This is a genomic window from Streptomyces sp. NPDC048278, from assembly GCF_040652195.1.
In the GTDB taxonomy this organism is placed as follows: domain Bacteria; phylum Actinomycetota; class Actinomycetes; order Streptomycetales; family Streptomycetaceae; genus Streptomyces.
In genome coordinates, this window is the sequence record NZ_JBEZLP010000015.1 from 72209 (window position 1) to 91168 (window position 18960).

Below are 18960 nucleotides of genomic sequence, written 5' to 3' on the forward strand. Positions count from 1 at the left end.
GGAGGCGGTTCAGATACCCGGCCAGGGCTCCTCGTCGCGGAACAGGGGTCGGCCGTCGGGGAGTGTGGTGGGCACATCGGACCCGTAGGGGGCCTGTGTGTGGGCCTCGTACACGGGCTGTGGCCACAGTCCCGCGGCCGTGTACACGTTGTAGTCGTACATGTTCCCGTACGGCTGCTGGTAGGCGTACCCGTCGCTCGGAGGCGCCCCCACTCCCACGCCCACGGCCTCTGCCGCCGGTGTCGGTGTCGGGACCGCGCCGCCCTGCTCCATGAACAGCGGCAGTCGCAGTTCGCCGGTGTCCATGACCGCGTTGTTCTGGGAGCGGTGGAGGCGGGAGTAGGCGCCGCCGCGGGCGAGGAGTTCGTCGTGGCGGCCGGTTTCGACGATGCGACCGCGGTCGACGACGAGGATGCGGTCGGCGTCGGGGGCGAGGTTGAGGTCGTGGGTGATCATGATGGTGGTGCGGCCGGCCATCAGGCGCCGCAGCGGCTTGACGACCCGGCGGGCGGCCATCGCGTCCAGGCCGGTGGTCGGCTCGTCGAGGACGAGGACCGGGGCGTCGCGCAGGATGGCGCGGGCGATGGCCAGGCGCTGGAGCTGACCGCCGGAGAGCCGGGCGGAGTTGGGGTCGACCCTGGTGTCGTAGCCGTCGGGGAGCCGGACGATGAAGTCGTGGGCGTCGGCGGCCTTCGCGGCGTCCTCGATGGCCTGGTCGCTGGCGCCGGGACGGCCGCAGGCGATGTTGGCGCGGACGGTGTCGTGCAGGACGAGGGTCTCCTGGGGCAGGAGGGTGATGTACTCGCGCAGCCGGGCCAGCGGGAAGTCGCGGATCGGGACGCCGTCGAGGAGGATCTCGCCGCTGTCCGGGTCGTAGAAGCGGAGCAGCATCTTGGAGACGGTGGACTTGCCGGCGCCGCTGGGGCCGGTGATGATCACGAGTTCGCCGGGGCTGACGGCGAAGGACAGGCCCTCCAGGGCGGTCCGGTCGGCGCCGGGATAGCGGAAGCCGACGTCGCGGACCTCGACGGCGCCGTCCGGGCGGCCGATGTCGGTGCCGGTGCCGCGGCGGGGGTCGGTGACCGAGGGCCGCACGTCCAGGATCTCGATCAGCCGTTCCGCGCCCGCCGTGGCCGCGGTGACGGTGAGGCCGAGCTGGGCCAGGCCGCGCACCGGCGGGTAGAGGTAGCCGAGGAAGGCGGAGAAGGCGAGGAGCTGGCCGAGGGTCATACGGCCGGTGGAGATCTCCCAGGCGCCGATGCCGATGACGGCGAGGACGCAGACGGTCTCGATGACCGCGACGAGCTGTTCGTAGGCCTCGTTGAGGCGGGTGGAGCGCACGGAGGCGCGGAACCAGGCGCTCGCCTCCTCGTTCAGGCGCCGGCGCTCGGCGTCGCGGCGGTCGTACGCCTGCGTCAGCACGATGTTGCCGAGGGACTCCTCGACGACGGAGGTGATCGCGCCGTCGGCGACCCGGCCCTCCCGGGACACATCCTTGATGGAGCCGGAGAAGCGGCGGGCGGCCAGCCAGAACAGGGGTGCGAGGACGAAGGTGGCGGCGGCCAGGTCCCAGCGCAGCCAGAACGCGGCTGCCGCGTAGAAGATGGCGCTGAACAGAGCCGACGCGGCACCGACGAGCCCGGACACGACCATGGTCTCGATGGCCTCGACGTCGCTGGTCAGGCGGGAGAGCAGGTCGCCCTGGCGGTGGCGCTGGAAGAAGTGCGGGGGCAGCTGCTGGACGTGGTCGAAGACGTGTTCGCGCAGCCGCATGACGAAGCGTTCGGTGACCCAGGCGGCCAGGGAGTTACCGGCGTACGCGACGATCGCGCCGACGATCGCGATGCCCAGCCATTTGGTCGCCGGGCTCCAGAAGGCGCTGAGCGAGCCCTTCTGCAGGGCGTGGTCGGTGAGGTCGCTGAAGAGCAGGATGGCCTCGGTCTCGGCGAGCGCGGCGATCACCGTGCACACCCAGACGATCACCAGCCAGCGGCGCAGCCCCCGGGTCAGCGGCCAGAAGCGGCGGAAGGCGACACGGGCCGGGATGGTGGGCGTGTCCTCGCCTTCCTCGTCCTCCTCGTCGTCCTCGTACTCGTCGTCATCGACCTCGTATTTCGAATCGGCGACTTGGTATTCGTATTCGTATTGCGTGTCTCCGCTCCCTTTCACACTCATTTCACACTGCCTCCATTCTTCGACGCCGGAACCGCTGAAATCAACGAGCGAAAAAGGACCGACGGCGAACCGTCGGTCCTTTTTACGGCCGGCTCAGTTGTCCTGGCCGCCGGGGATCGGCTTCGGAGCCGGCTTCGGAGCCTTCTTCTTGGGCTTCGGCGGCGGCGGGGGAGGCAGCTGCTTCTTGGGCTTGGGGGGCAGCGGGGCGAGCTTCTTGAGGCTCATTCCGACTCCTTGAGAGTTCGAAGTGCAAGTGGTGCAGGATGGTACGAGAATTCTCTTGGGGCAACGTCCGGGGATTTTGGATCGTCATCCTCGGCAATCCCCGCCGCCCGACACCGAGAAACTTACACGGCCCAGATCCCAAGCAACGGCAAAGTCGGCTTGCGAACGGCAAACAGGTGCTGTGAAAACCTGGGTAACAGCTGTATAACGACCCCGAACCTGAGAGTTCTCTTATGAACCTGAGAGCCGGCTTATGAAGCTGAGCGGAACGGGCCTCAGCGGCGGGCCATGTACAGGTCGAACGCCTTGTGGAGCAGCTTGTTGAGCGGGAAGTCCCACTCCCCGACGTACTCGACGGCCTCGCCGCCGGCGCCCACCTTGAAGCGGAGCAGCCCCAGCAGGTGGTGGGACTCCTCCAGGGTGTCGGTGATGCCCCGGAAGTCGTACACGGCGGCGCCGAGTTCGTGGGCGTCGCACATCATCCGCCACTGCATGGCGTTGTTGGGCTGGACCTCGCGCCGGCGGCCGGTGGACGCGCCGTAGGAGTACCAGACGTGGTCGCCGACGGTGAGCATGGTCGCCGCGGCGAGGACCTCGCCCTCGTGGTGGGCGAGGTAGAGGCGCATGCGGTCGGGGTGTTCGGCGGTGAGCGCGGTCCACATGCGCTGGAAGTAGGAGAGGGGACGCGCGATGAAGCGGTCGCGCTCGGCGGTCTCCGTGTACAGGCCGTAGAAGGCCGGCAGGTCCTCGTACCCGCCCCGCACCACCTTGACCCCGGCCTTCTCCGCCTTCTTCACGTTGCGCCGCCACTGCTGGTTGAGCCCGCGCTGGATGTCCGCCAACGACCGGCCCGCGAACGGCACCTGGAACACGTACCGGGGCTGCCCGGCCGCGAACCCCTCCTCGCCGCCCGCCTCGGCCTGCCGCCACCCGGTCCGGCGCAGCCGCTCGGCGAGGCCGGTGCCGAGGGCGTCGTACGACGTCGGCCCGGTGTCCCCCAGCCGCCGCGCGGCCGGATCGGCGATGGCCTCCTTCACGGCCTCCGCGCTCCACCTGCGGACGGCGACCGGCGGGCCCATCTTCACCGCGAACGCCCCGCGCCCCTTCAGATACGCCAGCAGCGGGTCGAGCCACCGCTCCAGCCGCGGGTCGTGCCAGTCGATGACGGGCCCCTCCGGCAGGTACGCCAGATACCGCTTCACCCGGGGCACCGCCCGCAGCAGCACCAGCCCGGCCCCGACCATCCGCCCCTCCCCGTCGAACCATCCGAGGCTCTCGGCCTCCCAGTCGGGTTTCACGTCCCCCCAGGACGGCAGCTGCATATGGCTGACGGAGGGGCGGGACGCCGCGAAGGCGAGATGCTCGGCACGGGAGACGGGCCGGAGGCGGAGGGCTGCGGTCGTGGGCGTCATGGGCGGCACGGGCGTCATGGGCGGGGCTCCTGGGCAGGTCGGTGCGGAGGCTCACTGACGACGCCCACCGGACAGGGCGGCGGTCGGGTTCGGTGGCGTCGGCATCAAGGACAACAGACACCCGCCCGCCGGGAATCGTTTCGGCGCGAGAGGCCGAGGGCGTGTCGGCGGCCTCCGGGAACGGCGCGCACCGGCGTCCCCGGACACCCGCGGGACCCAGGCCCTAGCGCGCACCGAACACCCCGAGCGCCTCCCCGTCCGACGCCCGGGCCCGCAGGAAGTAGTCGGCCCATTCCTCGATGCCGGGGTAGGCGCACTCCGCCACGACCCGGGCGACGGCCGCCGGGATGTCGTACGGCGTGACGCGCAGGTCGGTGCCGGGGCCGAGGAGGCACCAGTGGGCGCCCGGACGGCCGTACGGCATGCCGACGCTGCCGGGGTTGACCACCAGACGGCCGTGGGCGAGGCGCAGGTAGGGCATGTGGGTGTGACCGCAGACGACCGTGCCGATGTCGGGGGCGACGGGCGCGAGGACCTCCGCCCAGCGGTCCAGGGGCGAGTCGACCAGGACGATCTCCTCGTCGTCGCGCGGCGTCGCGTGACAGAAGAGGACCCGGCCGAGGCCCCGGACCGTCAGGGTGGCGGTCCCCGGGAGGGCGGCGAGGAAGTCGACCTGGTCGTCCCGGAGCGCGTCCGCCGCGAACGGGCCTATCGGGTCCGGGATCCCGGTGCGCTCTCCCCTGCGGTACTCCACCAGTTCCCGGTCGGCGTTCCCCGACAGCCACAGCACCCGGTCGCCCAGGCCGCGCAGCACGTCGATCGTCTCGGCCGGCTGCGGACCCGCCGTGATGTCGCCGGTGAGGACGATCCGGTCGGCCGCGGCCACGTCCGGTTCCGCCAGCACCGCCTCCAGCGCCGGGAGCACCCCGTGGATGTCGGAGAGCACCGCCACCCGGCCGAACCCGGTCTCGCCGCCCGTCACCTCCCCTCCCCGTCCAGCCCCTGGGCCAGTACCTCCGCCAGATGGCTCCCCCGCACCCCGGCCAGCTGTTCCAGCTGCGTACGGCACGAGAAACCGTCGGCGAGGACCACCGTGCCGGGCTCCGCCTCCCGTACCGCCGGCAGGAGCTGTTCCTCCGCGCACGTCCTCGACACCTCGAAGTGCCCCTTCTCGAAGCCGAAGTTGCCCGCCAGGCCGCAGCAGCCGCCGGCCAGGTCGCCGGTGAGGGCGGCGGCCTCGCGGAGACGGCGGTCGGGGGCGTCGCCGAGGACCGCGTGCTGGTGGCAGTGGGTCTGGCCGGTGACCGGGCGGTCCAGGCGGGGCGGGGTCCAGTCGGGGGCCAGTCGTTCCAGTGCCTCCGCGAAGGTGAGGACGTTCGCGGCGAGGCGGGCGGCCCGGGGGTCGTCGGGGAGCAGCTCCGGCAGGTCGGCACGGAGGGCGGCGGCACAGCTGGGCTCCAGGACGACGAACGGCGGCGGGTGCGGGAAATCGGCGTCCGCGTCCGTCTCCAGGTCCGACGGCGGCAGCAACGGCTCCAGCAGATCCAGCGTCCGGCGCAGCACCTCGCGGGCGCGGTCCAGCTGGCCCGTCGAGAGGTAGGTGAGGCCGCAGCAGGCGCGGGTGCGGCGGGGGTCCAGCACGGACATGCCGTAGCCCTCCAGTCGGCCGTCGGCGGTTCGCCGTGCCTTCCAGCGGCGTGACGGAAGCTGTACGACTCCCACTCCGGCCGCTTCCAGCACCCGTACGGCGGCCCGGCCCACCTGCGGTGACAGGTACTCCGTGAAGGTGTCCGGCCAGAGGAGGGCCGTCCGCTCCGGGAGGTCCGGCCGGCGTCCCTTCCTCGCTTCGGTCGCCCAGTCCCGCAGCCGCGCCCGCTGCCGGTGCCGCTCCCACCGGCTGAACGGCTCCCGCGCGAGCCGCGGGAGCCCGCGCTCCGGTGCGATCCCGCCCAGGCGTTTCGCCAGTGCCGCCAGCGGCCGTACCGAAGCGAGCGCGTTGACGGCCGCCGCCGTGCGCGTGCCGGCCACCAGGCGCAGCCATCTCGGCAACCACCCCATGCTGTAGTGCGCGGCCGGTCGCCTCCGGCCCGCGTAGTGGTGGTGCAGGAACTCCGCCTTGTACGTCGCCATGTCCACCCCGACCGGGCAGTCCGACCGGCAGCCCTTGCAGGACAGGCAGAGGTCGAGGGCGTCCCTGACCTCCGTCGAGCGCCAGCCGTCGGTGACCAGTTCGCCCGCCAGCATCTCGTGCAGCAGCCGGGCCCGGCCGCGCGTGGAGTGCGCCTCCTCGCCCGTGGCCCGGAAGGACGGGCACATGACGGACGCGCCGGACGGCTCGGTCGTACGGCACTTCGCCACGCCCACGCAGCGGCGGACCGCGGCCGGGAAGTCGCCGCCGTCGGACGGGTAGCCGAAGACCACGGGCACCGGCTCGCGCGGGAGGACCGCGAAGCGGAGGTTCGCGTCCAGGGGGGCGGGCCGGACCAGCATGCCCGGGTTCAGGAGGTCGTCCGGGTCCCACACCCCCTTCGCCCGCTCGAACAGCGCCACCGTCTCCGCGCCGTACATCTTCGGGAGGAGTTCCGCGCGGGCCTGGCCGTCCCCGTGTTCCCCGGAGAGCGAGCCGCCGTGGGCCACCACCACGTCCGCGAGCTCTTCCGAGAAGCGGCGGAAGCGGGCCACGCCCGCCTCGGTCAGCAGGTCGAAGTCGATACGGACGTGGATGCAGCCGTCGCCGAAGTGGCCGTAGGGCGTGCCGCGCAGGTGATGGGAGGTCAGCAGGGCGCGGAAGTCCCGCAGGTACGCGCCCAGGCGGGCCGGCGGGACCGCGCAGTCCTCCCAGCCCGGCCAGGCCTCCGTGCCGTCCGGCATCCGCGTCGCCGTACCGGAGGCGTCCTCGCGGACGCGCCACAGGGCGCGCTGCCCGGCCGGGTCGGTGACGACCAGGGCGTCGAGGACGTCCGCGGCCCGGACGACCGTCTCCGCACGGGCGCGTGCCTCCGCCGCCGTCTCGCCGCCCGTCTCGACGAACAGCCAGGCACCGCCCCGGGGCAGTCCGGCCGGGGACGGCACGAGGTCGGCCGCCATGCCCTCGACGGTGAGCGGGCCGTACGGCAGCAGCCCGGCCGCCGCCTCCGCCGCCGCGCTCTCGTCGCCGTAGCCGAGCACCGCCAGCGCACGCGCGCGTGGCGCGTCCACGAGCCGTACGGTCGCCTCCGTGAGGATCCCCAGCGTGCCCTCGCTGCCGCAGAAGGAGCGGGCGACGTCCCCACCCCTCTCGGGGAGGAGGGCGTCCAGGGCGTAGCCGGAGATGCGGCGGGGGAGGTCGGGGAAGCCCGTGCGCAGGCGTGCCAGCTCCCCCTCGGCCAGCTCCCGCAGGCCCTCCGGCGCCCCGGCCCAGTCCCGCCCGGGCCGCAGCCGCCGCCCGCGCGCGGTGAGCACCTCCAGCTCCCGGACGCTGTCCGCCGTGGTCCCCCAGGCCACGCTGTGCGAGCCGCAGGAGTTGTTGCCGATCATCCCGCCGAGCGTGCAGCGGCCGTGCGTGGAGGGGTCGGGGCCGAAGCGCAGGCCGTGCGGGGCGGCGGCCTCCTGGAGGCGGTCGAGGACCAGACCCGGCTGGACGACGGCCGTCCGGGTGGCCGGGTCGAGGCCGACCAGGCGGTTCATGTGCCGGGTGAAGTCCAGGACCACGCCCGTGCCCGTCGCCTGGCCCGCGATCGACGTGCCGCCGCCGCGGGCCACCACCGGCACGCCACGCGCCCGGCACACCTCCAGGACGGCCGCCACGTCGTCGGCGTCCCGCGGGGCCACCACCCCCGCCGGAACCCGCCGGTAGTTGGAGGCGTCCATGGTGACCAGCGCCCGGGACGTGACGTCGAAGCCGACCTCACCCCGGACCGCACCCCGCAGTTCCGTCTCAAGTCCCGCCAGATCCGTCATGCGTCCAGGATGCATCCGATCACGCACAGTCACCGACCTTTTTCCACAGCCACGCCAATATCGTCGTACAACCTCACAAGTCCAGGGCTTGGCGATCTCGTCTCATCGAACGGACACGGTTCCGTCCCGTTTCGCCCAACGGCTACCCTCCGACTCGTGGCTGACATCCAGATTCCTGCTGACATCAAGCCCGCTGACGGTCGGTTCGGCGCGGGTCCCTCCAAGGTGCGGGTGGAGGCGCTGGACGCGCTGGCCGCCACCGGTACGTCCCTGCTCGGCACCTCCCACCGCCAGGCCCCGGTCAAGAACCTGGTCGGCCGGGTCCGCGAGGGCATCAGCGCCCTGTTCTCCCTCCCGGACGGCTACGAGGTCGTCCTCGGCAACGGCGGCTCGACGGCGTTCTGGGACGTCGCCACCCACGGCCTGATCGACGCCAAGTCGCAGCACCTCACCTTCGGCGAGTTCTCGTCCAAGTTCGCCAAGGCGGCCAAGCTGGCCCCCTGGCTGGCCGAGCCCACCGTGATCGCCTCCGACCCGGGCACCCACCCGCAGGCGCAGGCCGAGGCCGGCGTCGACGTCTACGCGTTCACCCACAACGAGACCTCGACCGGTGTCGCCATGCCCATCCGGCGGGTCGCGGGCGCCGACGAGGGCGCACTGGTCCTCGTGGACGCCACCTCCGGCGCCGGCGGCCTCCCGGTCGACGTCGCCGAGACCGACGTCTACTACTTCGCCCCGCAGAAGTCCTTCGCCTCCGACGGCGGCCTGTGGATCGGGATCTTCTCCCCGGCCGCGATCGAGCGCGCCGAGCGGATCCACGCGTCCGGCCGCCACGTCCCGGAGTTCTTCAGCCTCCCCACGGCGATCGACAACTCCCGCAAGAACCAGACGTACAACACCCCGGCCCTCGCCACCCTCTTCCTGCTCGACCAGCAGCTGGAGTGGCTCAACGGCCAGGGCGGCCTCGCCTTCTCGACCGGCCGTACGAAGGACTCCTCGACCCGCCTGTACACCTGGGCCGAGGAGAGCAAGTACGCCACCCCGTTCGTCACCGACCCGGCCCAGCGCTCGCAGGTCATCGGCACGGTCGACTTCGCCGACGAGATCGACGCGGCGGCCGTCGCCAAGGTGCTGCGCGCCAACGGCATCGTCGACACCGAGCCGTACCGCAAGCTCGGCCGCAACCAGCTGCGCATCGCGATGTTCCCGGCGATCGACCCGGCGGACGTCGAGGCGCTGACGAAGTGCGTCGACTACGTGATCGAGAAGCTCTGACCGCGTTCACGGCCCGTACGACGAGGGGCGCCCGGTGTGGGTACACACCGGGCGCCCCTCGCTCTTTCACTGCCCGTCGACGAGCTTCTGGTACGCCTTGGCGTCGAGCAGCCCGTTGGACGCCGCCCCGCCCTTGCTCTTGCTCTTGATCCTGAAGAGCCACATCTCGTAGGGGTCGGAGTTGACCTCTTCGGGGCTGTCGACGACCTCCTCGTTGATCGCGACCACCTCGCCCTCGAACGGGCTGAAGATGTCGGACGCCGCCTTGACCGACTCGACCACGCCGACGGCCTCCCCCGCCTGGATCTTCCTGCCGACCTGGGGCAGCTCGAAGAAGACGATGTCGCCGAGGTTCTTCTGGGCGTGGTCGGTGATGCCGACGGTCAGGCTGCCGTCGGCCTCGGTGCGGATCCACTCGTGGTCGTCGGTGTAGCGGAGGTCGGCGGGCACGTAGGACATCTCAGCTCCATCAGCCGTCGTGGTGCGGTGGGGTCCGGCCGTCCCTGTCGACGACCGGCAGGAACAGCCTGCTGCACCGCCCCCCGAAGCGCCGTATTTCGGGCATCACGGTCCACCGGCCGGGTGACGGCGGGCGGGTGACGGCAGGCGGGTGACGGCCGGGTCAGGGCGCGGGGTCGCCGACCGTGGCGGTGACGGCGCCGATGACGCCGGTGCTGTCGACGGTGACCGACACCGTGACCGGCCGGACCGGGTTCGGCGGCACGATCGGGTTGGGCGGCACGAGGGGGGAGAGCAGCAGGAAGAGCGGCTTGACCTTGAGCGTCGTGGTCGCCGCCGCCGAGAACGGCAGGCTGTCCCGGTGCGCGCCGACGAGGTCGTACGCGCCGCGGCTCGGGTCGCCGGTGCCGGAGGTGTCGTCCAGGCTGCTGATGATCTGGGCGGTGCCGCCGCCGGCCGCGTTCGGCACGGTGATCACGGAGACGTCGAGGGTGCCCGTGACGGCGATGTTCTCGCTCGGGCCCCTGAAGGTGCCCCTGATCGGCAGGCGCACCGAACGGACCTGCGGAAGGGCCGCGGCCACCGCCCGGGCCGTCCGGGCGGGCCCCGCCGTGGCGGTGCCGGCCATGGCGGGGACGGTCAGGCCCAGGGCGGCCGTGAGCAGACAGACGTGCCCGGCCAGGCGCGGGGCGTTACGGCGCATCGGTACTCCCGTTCCGTACGGCGGGACCCGGTGCCGCCTCGTTGCCGCCCCGTCCCGCGGGACGGTTCCCAGCCTGCCCGGCCCGGTGCGGTGCCGCCCGGCCGGTGAGCCGGAAGGGTGAGCAGCGGCCGTCCGGCGGGTCAGTGCCGTCCGGCGGGTCAGTGCCGGCGGGCGGACGGGCGCCGCAGCCGCCGCAGCCCGAAGAGGGCGAGCACGGCGACCCCGACGGCGACGGCGCCGATCTTCGCACTGCTGCTCGGGGAACTCCCGCCGTCGCCCCCGGCGGCCGAACCGCTCCCGCCCGACGGCGAGGCCTTGCCCGACCCGCCCGGCACGTCCTCGGCCTGTACCGGGCTGTCGGTCCCCTCGCTCCCGTACAGCAGCTTGGTGCCGTCGGTGGAGTAGGTGATCGACTCGCCCTGCTTCTGGAGCGGCACGTCGAGCCGGCCCTCGCGCTTGATCTTCCCGCCGTTCCAGTCGTAGTAGATGCCGCCGAAGTAGCCGCGCACGGCGAGCTGCGTGCCGTCGGGGGAGAAGGCGGCGTCGGTGGCCCAGAGGTCGACGGTGGCGACGGGCTTGAAGATGTTCGTGCCCGTCGGGGAGAGGGTCGCCGGGCCCTCGTACAGGTGCCCGCCGTCCTCCTTCTTGTCGATGATGTACACCCGCCCGGTCTTGGGGTGCACGATCAGCGACTCGGCGTTCCGGGCGCCGTTCGAGTACTTGACGACGTACTGCGTGGCCCGCACGGTCTGGTCGACCAGCTGCTTCGGCTCGGGCAGCCGGTAGATCCAGACGTACGGCCAGCTGCCGTCGAGGTTGTCGCCGATGTCGCCGACGTAGATCTGGTTGTCGGGGCCGATGGAGATGGCCTCGACGTCACGGGGCGTGCCGACCCCGCTGAGCGTGATCCGGGCGACGGTCTTCCCGGTCGCGCTGTCGACGGCGTAGATGTACGGGCCGTCACCGCTGTCGTTGTGCGTCCAGTAGACGCCGGGGTGCAGGTGGGAGGCGGCGAGTCCGCTGGACTCGGCGATCCGCGGGTCCTTGATCGTGAACCCCTTGTCGCCGGTGCCGCCGGTGCCGTCGGCCGCGGAGGCCGGTGCGGCGGGTGCGGCGGCGAGGGCACCCGTGAGCAGGACACCGGCGAGGAGGGCGAGCGATCGTGGACGCATGGGCCCAAGCCTGCCATCCCGCGCTGTGTCCGGACGCGGCGGACGTGTCGGTCCTCACACCCCGCCGCTCCTGCTGATCGTCCATCATGAGCGGATGCTCAGGTTCATGCCCGTCGGGGACTCGATGACGATCGGCAGCGCGGGCGAGCACACATGGCGGTACCGCATGTGGCAGCACCTGTGCGCGACGTACGGCGGCCCGTTCACGCTCGTCGGCCCGCGCGAGACGCTGTACGACAAGCTGGCCGACGCGCCCACCTCGTACGCGTACGCCGACCCCGGCTTCCCCCGCGGCCACCTGGCCGGCTGGGGCGAGGGCTGGCTGCACATGGCGCCGCTGGTCGGGGAGGCGGTGCGCTCCTGCCGTGCCGACGTCCTCCTCGTCTCCCTCGGCCTGATCGACCTGGGCTTCTACACCAACGCGGAGCAGACGACGGCGAACGCGCGGGCCTTCGTCGCGGCGGCGCGGGAGGCCAACGCGAGGATCCACCTGGTCCTCCTGCCGGTGATACCGAACATCCGCGCGACGACGGACGAGCCGTTCGCGGAGCAGGTGACCCTCTTCAACGAACTCCTGGCGAAGACCGCCGCCGACCTCGACGAGCCCCGCTCCCCGGTCCTGCTGGCCGCGCCCCCGGAGTCGTACGACATCCACACGGACACCTACGACGGCACCCACCCGAACGCGAACGGCGAGCACCTGATCGCGGGGGCGTTCGCGGAGGCGATGCGGCAGGGCTGGGACCTGGGCGAGGAGTACGCGGCCGGAACAGGTTGACCGAATTCGGCCGCTTCCCGGTCACCGTGCGTATCGTTGAACCGCGCGGCTGTACTCGTGTGGAGAGCGGCCGGGGAGGAGCGCCAGGATGACCGTCCTCGAAGACAGGATCGCGATGGCCGAGAGCGACGACGAGATCACGCTCGACGAGCTGTTCGAACGGATCGAGAAGATGCCCGCCCCCGAGGGATACAAGGTCGAGATCGTCGAGGGGATCGTCTTCATGTCGCCGCAGCGGGACACCCACTGGGAGATCATCCTGGACATCGTCGAGCAGTTGCGGACCAAGTACCCCCGGAAGCGGATCAAGTCCGACGTCCGTGTCGACTACCCGGGACACCTCAACGGGTTCGCGTCGGACGTAACGCTGATGGCCGAGAGCGCCGTCAAGACGAAGAAGGGGCTCTGGCGCTACCAGGACGTCGAGTTCGTCGCCGAGGTCATCTCCAAGGGCACCGCGGCCAACGACTACGGCCTCAAGAAGGCCGCGTACGCGGTGGCCGAGGTCGCCCTCTACCTGATCGCCGACCCCTACCAGCGTCGCTGCCACGTCTACAGCAACCCCAAGGGCGACGACTACACGACCGAGACGAGGGTCGACTTCGGCACCGACATCGATCTGACCGGCACGGTGGTGGACCTCGTCCTCAAGACCGACGAGTTTCCCACCGAGTGAGGCATCCAGGCCTTGCCTAGAGCGCACTCCACGCCGTTGGCTGGGTGACCATGAAGTACACGCAGCTCGGACGTACCGGACTCAAGGTCAGCCGACTCGTCCTCGGCACCATGAACTTCGGCCCGCAGACCGACGAGGCCGACAGCCACGCGATCATGGACGCGGCCCTCGACGCCGGCATCAACTTCTTCGACACCGCCAACGTGTACGGGTGGGGTGAGAACAAGGGGCGGACCGAGGAGATCATCGGCAACTGGTTCGCCAAGAGCCCCGCCCACCGCGACAAGGTGGTGCTCGCCACCAAGGTGTACGGCAACATGGCCGCCGACGGCGACGCCTGGCCCAACCACGACAAGCTCTCCGCGCTGAACATCCGGCGCGCGGTCGACGCCAGCCTCAGGCGGCTGCAGACCGACCACATCGACGTCTACCAGTTCCACCACGTCGACCGGCGGACCCCCTTCGAGGAGATCTGGCAGGCGATCGACACCCTCGTCACGCAGGGCAAGATCCTCTACGTCGGCTCCTCCAACTTCCCCGGCTACAAGATCGCCCAGGCCAACGAGATCGCCGCCCGGCGCGGCGGGACCATCGGGCTGGTCAGCGAGCAGTGCCTCTACAACCTCGCCGAGCGCCGCGCCGAGATGGAGGTCATCCCGGCCGCGCAGGAGTACGGCCTCGGGGTCATCCCCTGGTCACCGCTGCACGGCGGGCTGCTGGGCGGCGTGCTCAAGAAGGAGGTCGAGGGCGGGCGCCGGGCCGGCGGCCGGGCCGCCGACTCCCTCGCCAACACCACCATCCGCGCCCAGATCCAGGCCTACGAGGACCTGCTGGACAAGCACGGCGTGGAGCCCGGCGAGGCCGCCCTGGCCTGGCTGCTCACGCGTCCGGGCGTCACCGGCCCGATCGTCGGCCCCCGCACCGCGGAGCAGCTGGAGTCGGCGCTGCGGGCCGTGGAGCTGGAACTGAGCGAGGAGCTGCTGGCCGGCCTGGACGAGATCTTCCCCGGCCCGGGCCCCTCCCCGGAAGCCTTCGCCTGGTAGTCCCGTCAGGGAAAACGCCCCGTAAGGGAAGGCGCCCCGTAAGGGGCGCGGGGAACTGCGCGACCAGCCACCGACGGCCCGCAGCCGACGAGCCGACCGCGGTTCCCCGCCGCCCCACCCTCGCCGCCCTCACCTCATCGCAGAGGCCACGGCAACCACCACGAACAACAACACAAGCGCACCGGCCATGATCCGGTTCCGGGTCTTCGGGTCCACGGCAACGAGCCTAACCGGCCGCCCCGAGCCCCCAGCGGCCGACCGTCTCGTACCGCGGCTGTTCCCCCGGCACCCCGGACGTCGGCAGGTTGCTCCGCACCAGCGCCAGCTCCCCGACCGTCCAGCTCCGGCTCGCGAACTCCGCGAGCAGCGCGACGTACGGCCGTACCTGTACCGCGTCCCGGCTGCGGGCCACCGTCAGGTGGGCCTTGTAGCGGCGGTGCTCCCCCATGTCCACGCCCGCCTTGCGGGCCGCCGCCTCCGCGCGGTCGGCCAGCAGCCGGAGGGCGTCCAGGTCGCCGTCGGCCCCCGCCCACAGGGCCCTGCCGTGCCCGAACTGCCCGCCGCCCGCGACGGCCAGCGCGAAGGGCGGGGTGCGGTGGGCGGCGCGGGCGAGGCGGTCCGAGAGGTCCGGTACGACGTCGTCGTCGACCTCGCCGTAGAACGCGAGGGTGTAGTGCCAGCCGGGGCGGCCGGTCCAGCGCAGCGCCTCGGCACCGGGCAGCTTCTTCAACCCGGCCACACGCTCGGCGAGTTCGGCGGCCACGTCCGCCGGGGGCAGCACGGCGGCGAAGAGTCTCATGGGGCCACCCTGCCATCATGGGGCGATGCAGATCACCATCAGAGAAGGCGGCCCCGACGACATACCCGTGATCCTCGGCATGCTCGACAGCTCCGTGGAGTGGCTGGTGGGGCTAGGCCGGACCGAGCAGTGGGGGGCCGCGCCGCTGTCGGCGCACGAGAAGACCGTGGAGTCGGTCGCCCGGTACATGGACGAGGGCGTGACGTATCTCGCCGAGGCGGACGGGGTGCCGGCCGCCACGCTCACCCTCACCGATGCCCCCGGCGCCTACCTGGCCCATCTGCCGCCGCCCGGTGAGCCCGAGCGGTACATCCACTGGCTCGCCTCCGACCGGCGTTTCAAGGGCCACGGCATCGGCAGCGCCCTGCTGGCGCACGCGGCCGAGGAGACCCGGCAGGCCGGGGTCGGGCTGCTGCGGGTGGACTGCTACGCGGGCGCCGACGGAAAGCTGGTCCGCTACTACGAGAGCAACGGCTTCATCCGCACCGACGCCTACACGGCGACGCGCGACTGGCCGGGACAGGTACTGGCCCGGAGGCTGTAGCCGAGGTCCGGGCACGCCTCCGGGCCGGTACCTGTCCCGGAGGCGTGCCCGTACGCGGCTCAGGCCGCCGGGGCGAGCTGTTCCTGCTGGTCTCTCGGGACGAAGCGGACCCGGGGGTGGCCGCCGTGCCAGCCGACCGACAGGCGGAGGTTGCCGACCCGGGCCAGGACGAGGCCGATGACGATCGCCGCGGCGGCGGCGATCGCCCCGCCGACGGCGAGGCCGGCCCGGACGCCGTAGGTGTCGGTGATCCAGCCGGCGATGGGCGCGCCGATGGGTGAGCCGCCCATGAACACCATCATGTAGAGGGCCATCACCCGGCCCCGCATGGCCGGGTCGGTGCCCATCTGGACGGTGGTGTTGGCGGTGACGTTGACCGTCATGCCGAACATGCCGATCGGGACCATGAGCAGGGAGAACAGCCAGAGGGACGGGGCGGTCGCGGCCACCAGCTCCAGGCCGCCGAAGGCGACCGCCGCCGCGAGCATCACCCGCATCTTGGCGGTGCCGCGTCTGGCCGCGAGCAGGGCGCCGGCCAGGGAGCCGGCCGCCATCAGGGTGTTGAAGAGGCTGTAGGAGCCGGCGCCCGCGTGGAAGACGTCGTCGGCGAAGGCGGAGAGGTAGACGGGGAAGTTGAAGCCGAAGGTGCCGATGAACCCGATCAGGATGATGGTCCAGGTCAGGTCGGGGCGGCCGGCGACGTAGCGCAGGCCCTCTCTGAGCTGGCCCTTCCCCTTCGGGGTGCGCTGGACGGCGTGCAGGTCACGCGCGCGCATGAGCAGCAGGCCGACGAGGGGGGCCACGAAGGACAGGCCGTTGAAGAGGAACGCCCAGCCGGTGCCCACGCCGGTGATCATGAGGCCGGCGACGGCGGGGCCGACCAGGCGGGCGGACTGGAAGTTCGCGGAGTTCAGGCTGACCGCGTTCTGCAGCTGGTCCGGGCCGACCATCTCGGAGACGAAGGACTGGCGGGCCGGGTTGTCGACGACCGTGGCGAGGCCGACGACGAAGGCGGCGAGGTAGACCTGCCAGACCTGGACGTGGCCGGAGAGGGTCAGCAGCGCCAGCGCGATGCCGGTGAGGGCCATCGACGTCTGGGTGACGAGGAGGGCGCGCCGCTTGTTGAGGCGGTCGACCAGGACCCCGCCGTAGAGGCCGAAGAGCAGCATCGGCAGGAACTGCAGGGCGGTGGTGACGCCGACCGCGGTCGCGGAGCCGGTGAGGCTGAGGACCAGCCAGTCCTGCGCGATCCGCTGCATCCAGGTGCCTATGTTCGAGACGACCTGGCCGGCGAAGAACAGCCGGTAGTTCCTGACCTTCAGCGAGCTGAACATCGAGGACCTACGGGCTGCGGGGGTAGTCGGGGCGGTCGGTGCGGGGGCGGAAGGTGTTCCGGGTCCCGTACTCAAACGGATTCGCCTCCTCCTTCTATCGGCTGTTACAGGTGTGCGAGCTTCTCCAGCACGGGGGCGGCGGCGCGGAGCTTTGCCCACTCGTCCTCGTCGAGGCCGTCGACCAGGCCGGCCAGGAACGCGTTGCGCTTGCGACGGCTCTCTTCGAGCATCGTCTCGGCCTGCTCGGTCCTGGTGACGACCTTCTGGCGCCGGTCCTCGGGGTGCGGCTCCAGCCGGACCAGTCCCTTGGCCTCCAGCAGCGCGACGATGCGGGTCATCGACGGCGGCTGGACGTGCTCCTTGCGGGCCAGCTCACCGGGGGTGGCCTGGCCGCAGTTGGAGAGGGTGCCCAGCACCGACATCTCGGTGGGGCTCAGTGACTCGTCGACCCGCTGGTGCTTGAGCCGTCGCGAGAGTCGCATCACGGCGGAGCGGAGGGAGTTCACGGCGGCCGCGTCGTCGCCCTGGGTAAGGTCCGGCATGTTCTTTAGAGTAACTCATTACCCTACCTAAAGACCACCGGGACACGCCGATATGCCCGTGACCTCGGCCACTGAACCCGGGGGTCTGGGGGCATCCCCCAGAAAACATCGCCTCACTCTTACGGGTGAGCCGGATCCCGAAAGTGACGCATCGGGCGCGTGGATGTGGCGCCCTCGTATGCATGGGGACCAGTGTGCTCAGCCTGCGGATAGACGGGGAGCTGCTCGAACGGCTCCGGTGTCATGCGGCGAAAAGAGGAATGAGCGTCCAGGACTACGTGGTCCGGACGCTCATTCGGGACGACTTCGACGAGCGGTTCTCGGCCGCCGTCGAGGAGACGGAGAGGTTCTACGGCGATCAGGTCAGGGTCACGTGAGACCCAGGGCCGGCATCAGGTAGTAGAACGCGAACACCGCCGAGACCACGTACATCGCGACCGGGATCTCCCTGGCCCGCCCGGCGGCCAGGCGCAGCACCACGAAGGTGATGAAGCCCATGCCGATGCCGTTCGTGATCGAGTAGGTGAACGGCATCATCACCATGGTCACGAAGGCCGGGATGGCGAGGGTGTGGTCGGCCCAGTCGATCTCCTTGATCGACCCGGCCAGGATCAGGAAGCCGACCGCGAACAGCGCCGGGGTGGCCGCCTGGGACGGGACCATCGTGGCCACGGGGGTGAGGAACAGCGCCACGGTGAACAGCCCGCCGGTGACGACGTTGGCGAAGCCGGTGCGGGCACCCTCGCCGACGCCGGCCGTCGACTCCACGAAGCAGGTGGTGGCGGAGGAGGAGCTGGCACCGCCGACCGCGACCGCGACACCGTCGATGAAGAGGACCTTGTTGATGCCCGGCATGTAGCCCTGGGCGTCGGTCAGCCTGGCCTCGTCGCTGACGCCCATGATCGTGCCCATGGCGTCGAAGAAGCAGGACAGCAGGACCGTGAAGACGAAGAGGACGCCGGTCAGCACGCCGACCTTGTCGAAGCCGCCGAAGAGGCTGACCTTGCCGAGCAGGCCGAAGTCCGGGGTGGCGGCCGGGTTGCCGGGCCACTTCGGGACGGTCAGGCCCCAGGTCGTCACGTGCGCGACGGCGTTGATGACCAGCGCGAGGACCGTCATCGCGACGATCGAGATCAGGATCGCGCCGGAGACCTTGCGGACGATCAGCGCGAGGGTGAGCAGCACGCCGAGCACGAAGACGAGCACCGGCCAGCCGTTGAGGTGACCGTCGGCGCCGAGCTGCAGCGGGACGGTGGTCTGGGCGACGTCCGGGATGCGGGTGACGAAGCCGGAGTCCACCAGGCCGATCAGCATGATGAACAGGCCGATACCGATCGAGATCGCCTTGCGCAGGCTGTAGGGGACGGCGTTCATCACGCGCTCGCGCAGACCGCTGGCGACCAGCAGCATCACGACGATGCCGGCCAGTACCACCATGCCCATGGCGTCCGGCCAGGACATCCGGGGCGCCAGCTGGAGCGCGACGACGGAGTTCACGCCGAGGCCGGCGGCGAGCGCGATCGGGACGTTGCCGATGACGCCCATCAGCAGCGTCGTGAAGGCCGCGGTGATGACCGTGGCGGTGACCAGCTGACCGTGGTCGAGCTGGTGGCCGTACATGTCCTTCGCGCTGCCGAGGATGATCGGGTTCAGCACGATGATGTACGCCATCGCGAAGAAGGTGGCGAAGCCGCCACGCACCTCACGGGCGAGGGTGCTGCCCCGCTCGGAGATCTTGAAGTAACGATCCAGCGCGCCGTACGCGGGGGTCGCACCCGGCTGTTCGGGAGCGGGGGCCTGGGTGGAAGCCGGGGTCGACATTGGAGGTTCCTACGATCAGAAGTGGTCAAACACAAACGGTTTCAGTATGAACATATGATGTCC

At 71.2% G+C, this 18960-nt stretch carries 18 protein-coding genes; 6 read left to right on the forward strand and 12 right to left on the reverse strand.

Annotated features, from left to right (window positions below):
• Nucleotides 1-9: 9 nt before the first annotated feature.
• From AB0D74_RS25675 to AB0D74_RS25695, 5 genes are all read right to left on the reverse strand, one after another.
• Nucleotides 10-2175, reverse strand: coding sequence for an ABC transporter ATP-binding protein (locus AB0D74_RS25675; protein WP_362591392.1), 2166 nt, complete (start codon nucleotides 2173-2175; stop codon nucleotides 10-12).
• A gap of 93 nt (nucleotides 2176-2268) precedes the next feature.
• A complete protein-coding gene (locus AB0D74_RS25680) occupies nucleotides 2269-2400 on the reverse strand; it encodes a hypothetical protein (protein WP_352356046.1) in 132 nt (43 codons plus the stop codon).
• A gap of 275 nt (nucleotides 2401-2675) precedes the next feature.
• A complete protein-coding gene (locus tag AB0D74_RS25685) occupies nucleotides 2676-3830 on the reverse strand; it encodes a peptidoglycan bridge formation glycyltransferase FemA/FemB family protein (RefSeq protein WP_362591396.1) in 1155 nt (384 codons plus the stop codon).
• A gap of 205 nt (nucleotides 3831-4035) precedes the next feature.
• On the reverse strand, nucleotides 4036-4794 hold the full coding sequence (locus AB0D74_RS25690) for a metallophosphoesterase family protein (protein WP_362591399.1): 759 nt from the start codon (nucleotides 4792-4794) through the stop codon (nucleotides 4036-4038).
• Nucleotides 4791-7751 carry an FAD-binding and (Fe-S)-binding domain-containing protein gene (locus AB0D74_RS25695; RefSeq protein WP_362591402.1) on the reverse strand — a complete coding sequence of 987 codons (2961 nt, stop codon included), beginning with the start codon at nucleotides 7749-7751 and terminating at the stop codon, nucleotides 4791-4793. Before AB0D74_RS25695 ends, AB0D74_RS25690 begins: the two co-directional genes overlap by 4 nt.
• 156 nt (nucleotides 7752-7907) lie before the next feature.
• Here AB0D74_RS25695 and serC point away from each other — a divergent pair, with 156 nt between their 5' ends.
• Complete coding sequence (gene serC / locus AB0D74_RS25700; RefSeq protein ID WP_362591405.1) at nucleotides 7908-9026, forward strand: phosphoserine transaminase; 1119 nt, start codon at nucleotides 7908-7910, stop codon at nucleotides 9024-9026.
• A gap of 66 nt (nucleotides 9027-9092) precedes the next feature.
• On the opposite strand, the gene gcvH is transcribed toward serC, so the two are convergent.
• The 3 genes from gcvH to AB0D74_RS25715 all read right to left on the reverse strand — a co-directional run bounded on the left by gcvH (nucleotide 9093) and on the right by AB0D74_RS25715 (nucleotide 11360).
• The gene (gcvH, locus tag AB0D74_RS25705; protein ID WP_362591408.1) at nucleotides 9093-9485 is read right to left on the reverse strand and encodes a glycine cleavage system protein GcvH; all 393 of its coding nucleotides are present in this window, start codon (nucleotides 9483-9485) and stop codon (nucleotides 9093-9095) included.
• Nucleotides 9486-9648: 163 nt separating this feature from the next.
• On the reverse strand, nucleotides 9649-10188 hold the full coding sequence (locus AB0D74_RS25710) for a hypothetical protein (protein ID WP_362591411.1): 540 nt from the start codon (nucleotides 10186-10188) through the stop codon (nucleotides 9649-9651).
• Between the two features lie 158 nt (nucleotides 10189-10346).
• Nucleotides 10347-11360: a WD40 repeat domain-containing protein gene (locus AB0D74_RS25715; RefSeq protein WP_362591414.1), complete on the reverse strand. Its 1014-nt coding sequence runs from the start codon at nucleotides 11358-11360 to the stop codon at nucleotides 10347-10349.
• 94 nt (nucleotides 11361-11454) lie between these two features.
• On the opposite strand from AB0D74_RS25715, the gene AB0D74_RS25720 reads away from it, so the two are divergent.
• The 3 genes from AB0D74_RS25720 (at nucleotide 11455) to AB0D74_RS25730 (ending at nucleotide 13857) form a co-directional block, all read left to right on the forward strand.
• Nucleotides 11455-12138, forward strand: a complete 684-nt coding sequence (locus tag AB0D74_RS25720; protein WP_362591417.1) for a GDSL-type esterase/lipase family protein — start codon at nucleotides 11455-11457, stop codon at nucleotides 12136-12138.
• Nucleotides 12139-12226: 88 nt separating this feature from the next.
• The gene (locus AB0D74_RS25725) at nucleotides 12227-12814 is read left to right on the forward strand and encodes a Uma2 family endonuclease (RefSeq protein WP_362591420.1); all 588 of its coding nucleotides are present in this window, start codon (nucleotides 12227-12229) and stop codon (nucleotides 12812-12814) included.
• Between the two features lie 50 nt (nucleotides 12815-12864).
• Nucleotides 12865-13857 carry an aldo/keto reductase gene (locus AB0D74_RS25730; protein ID WP_362591423.1) on the forward strand — a complete coding sequence of 331 codons (993 nt, stop codon included), beginning with the start codon at nucleotides 12865-12867 and terminating at the stop codon, nucleotides 13855-13857.
• Nucleotides 13858-14083: 226 nt separating this feature from the next.
• Here AB0D74_RS25730 and thpR read toward each other — a convergent pair whose 3' ends face one another.
• On the reverse strand, nucleotides 14084-14656 hold the full coding sequence (thpR, locus tag AB0D74_RS25735) for an RNA 2',3'-cyclic phosphodiesterase (RefSeq protein ID WP_362591425.1): 573 nt from the start codon (nucleotides 14654-14656) through the stop codon (nucleotides 14084-14086).
• Between the two features lie 25 nt (nucleotides 14657-14681).
• Here thpR and AB0D74_RS25740 point away from each other — a divergent pair, with 25 nt between their 5' ends.
• The gene (locus AB0D74_RS25740) at nucleotides 14682-15200 is read left to right on the forward strand and encodes a GNAT family N-acetyltransferase (protein ID WP_362591428.1); all 519 of its coding nucleotides are present in this window, start codon (nucleotides 14682-14684) and stop codon (nucleotides 15198-15200) included.
• Between the two features lie 59 nt (nucleotides 15201-15259).
• On the opposite strand, the gene AB0D74_RS25745 is transcribed toward AB0D74_RS25740, so the two are convergent.
• Together AB0D74_RS25745 and AB0D74_RS25750 are read right to left on the reverse strand one after the other, a co-directional pair.
• Nucleotides 15260-16609 (reverse strand): MFS transporter, encoded by a 1350-nt coding sequence (locus AB0D74_RS25745; RefSeq protein ID WP_362591431.1) that lies wholly within the window; start codon nucleotides 16607-16609, stop codon nucleotides 15260-15262.
• A gap of 29 nt (nucleotides 16610-16638) precedes the next feature.
• Nucleotides 16639-17076, reverse strand: a complete 438-nt coding sequence (locus AB0D74_RS25750) for a MarR family transcriptional regulator (RefSeq protein ID WP_362591434.1) — start codon at nucleotides 17074-17076, stop codon at nucleotides 16639-16641.
• 182 nt (nucleotides 17077-17258) lie between these two features.
• Between AB0D74_RS25750 and AB0D74_RS25755 the strand changes: the two genes are divergently transcribed.
• Nucleotides 17259-17453, forward strand: a complete 195-nt coding sequence (locus AB0D74_RS25755; RefSeq protein WP_362591441.1) for a ribbon-helix-helix protein, CopG family — start codon at nucleotides 17259-17261, stop codon at nucleotides 17451-17453.
• Here the strand turns inward: AB0D74_RS25755 and AB0D74_RS25760 are convergent.
• Nucleotides 17446-18897, reverse strand: coding sequence for an NCS2 family permease (locus tag AB0D74_RS25760; protein ID WP_362591444.1), 1452 nt, complete (start codon nucleotides 18895-18897; stop codon nucleotides 17446-17448). The genes AB0D74_RS25755 and AB0D74_RS25760 overlap by 8 nt on opposite strands.
• Nucleotides 18898-18960: the final 63 nt, after the last annotated feature.

Bases quoted from the DNA above. Each gene is read 5' to 3' on its own strand.
- AB0D74_RS25675 (WP_362591392.1), bottom strand. From the start codon at position 2,175: ATGAGTGTGAAAGGGAGCGGAGACACGCAATACGAATACGAATACCAA.
- AB0D74_RS25680 (WP_352356046.1), bottom strand. From the start codon at position 2,400: ATGAGCCTCAAGAAGCTCGCCCCGCTGCCCCCCAAGCCCAAGAAGCAG.
- AB0D74_RS25685 (WP_362591396.1), bottom strand. From the start codon at position 3,830: ATGACGCCCGTGCCGCCCATGACGCCCACGACCGCAGCCCTCCGCCTC.
- AB0D74_RS25695 (WP_362591402.1), bottom strand. From the start codon at position 7,751: ATGACGGATCTGGCGGGACTTGAGACGGAACTGCGGGGTGCGGTCCGG.
- gcvH (WP_362591408.1), bottom strand. From the start codon at position 9,485: ATGTCCTACGTGCCCGCCGACCTCCGCTACACCGACGACCACGAGTGG.
- AB0D74_RS25710 (WP_362591411.1), bottom strand. From the start codon at position 10,188: ATGCGCCGTAACGCCCCGCGCCTGGCCGGGCACGTCTGTCTGCTCACG.
- AB0D74_RS25715 (WP_362591414.1), bottom strand. From the start codon at position 11,360: ATGCGTCCACGATCGCTCGCCCTCCTCGCCGGTGTCCTGCTCACGGGT.
- AB0D74_RS25720 (WP_362591417.1), top strand. From the start codon at position 11,455: ATGCTCAGGTTCATGCCCGTCGGGGACTCGATGACGATCGGCAGCGCG.
- AB0D74_RS25725 (WP_362591420.1), top strand. From the start codon at position 12,227: ATGACCGTCCTCGAAGACAGGATCGCGATGGCCGAGAGCGACGACGAG.
- AB0D74_RS25730 (WP_362591423.1), top strand. From the start codon at position 12,865: ATGAAGTACACGCAGCTCGGACGTACCGGACTCAAGGTCAGCCGACTC.
- thpR (WP_362591425.1), bottom strand. From the start codon at position 14,656: ATGAGACTCTTCGCCGCCGTGCTGCCCCCGGCGGACGTGGCCGCCGAA.
- AB0D74_RS25740 (WP_362591428.1), top strand. From the start codon at position 14,682: ATGCAGATCACCATCAGAGAAGGCGGCCCCGACGACATACCCGTGATC.
- AB0D74_RS25750 (WP_362591434.1), bottom strand. From the start codon at position 17,076: ATGCCGGACCTTACCCAGGGCGACGACGCGGCCGCCGTGAACTCCCTC.
- AB0D74_RS25755 (WP_362591441.1), top strand. From the start codon at position 17,259: ATGGGGACCAGTGTGCTCAGCCTGCGGATAGACGGGGAGCTGCTCGAA.
- AB0D74_RS25760 (WP_362591444.1), bottom strand. From the start codon at position 18,897: ATGTCGACCCCGGCTTCCACCCAGGCCCCCGCTCCCGAACAGCCGGGT.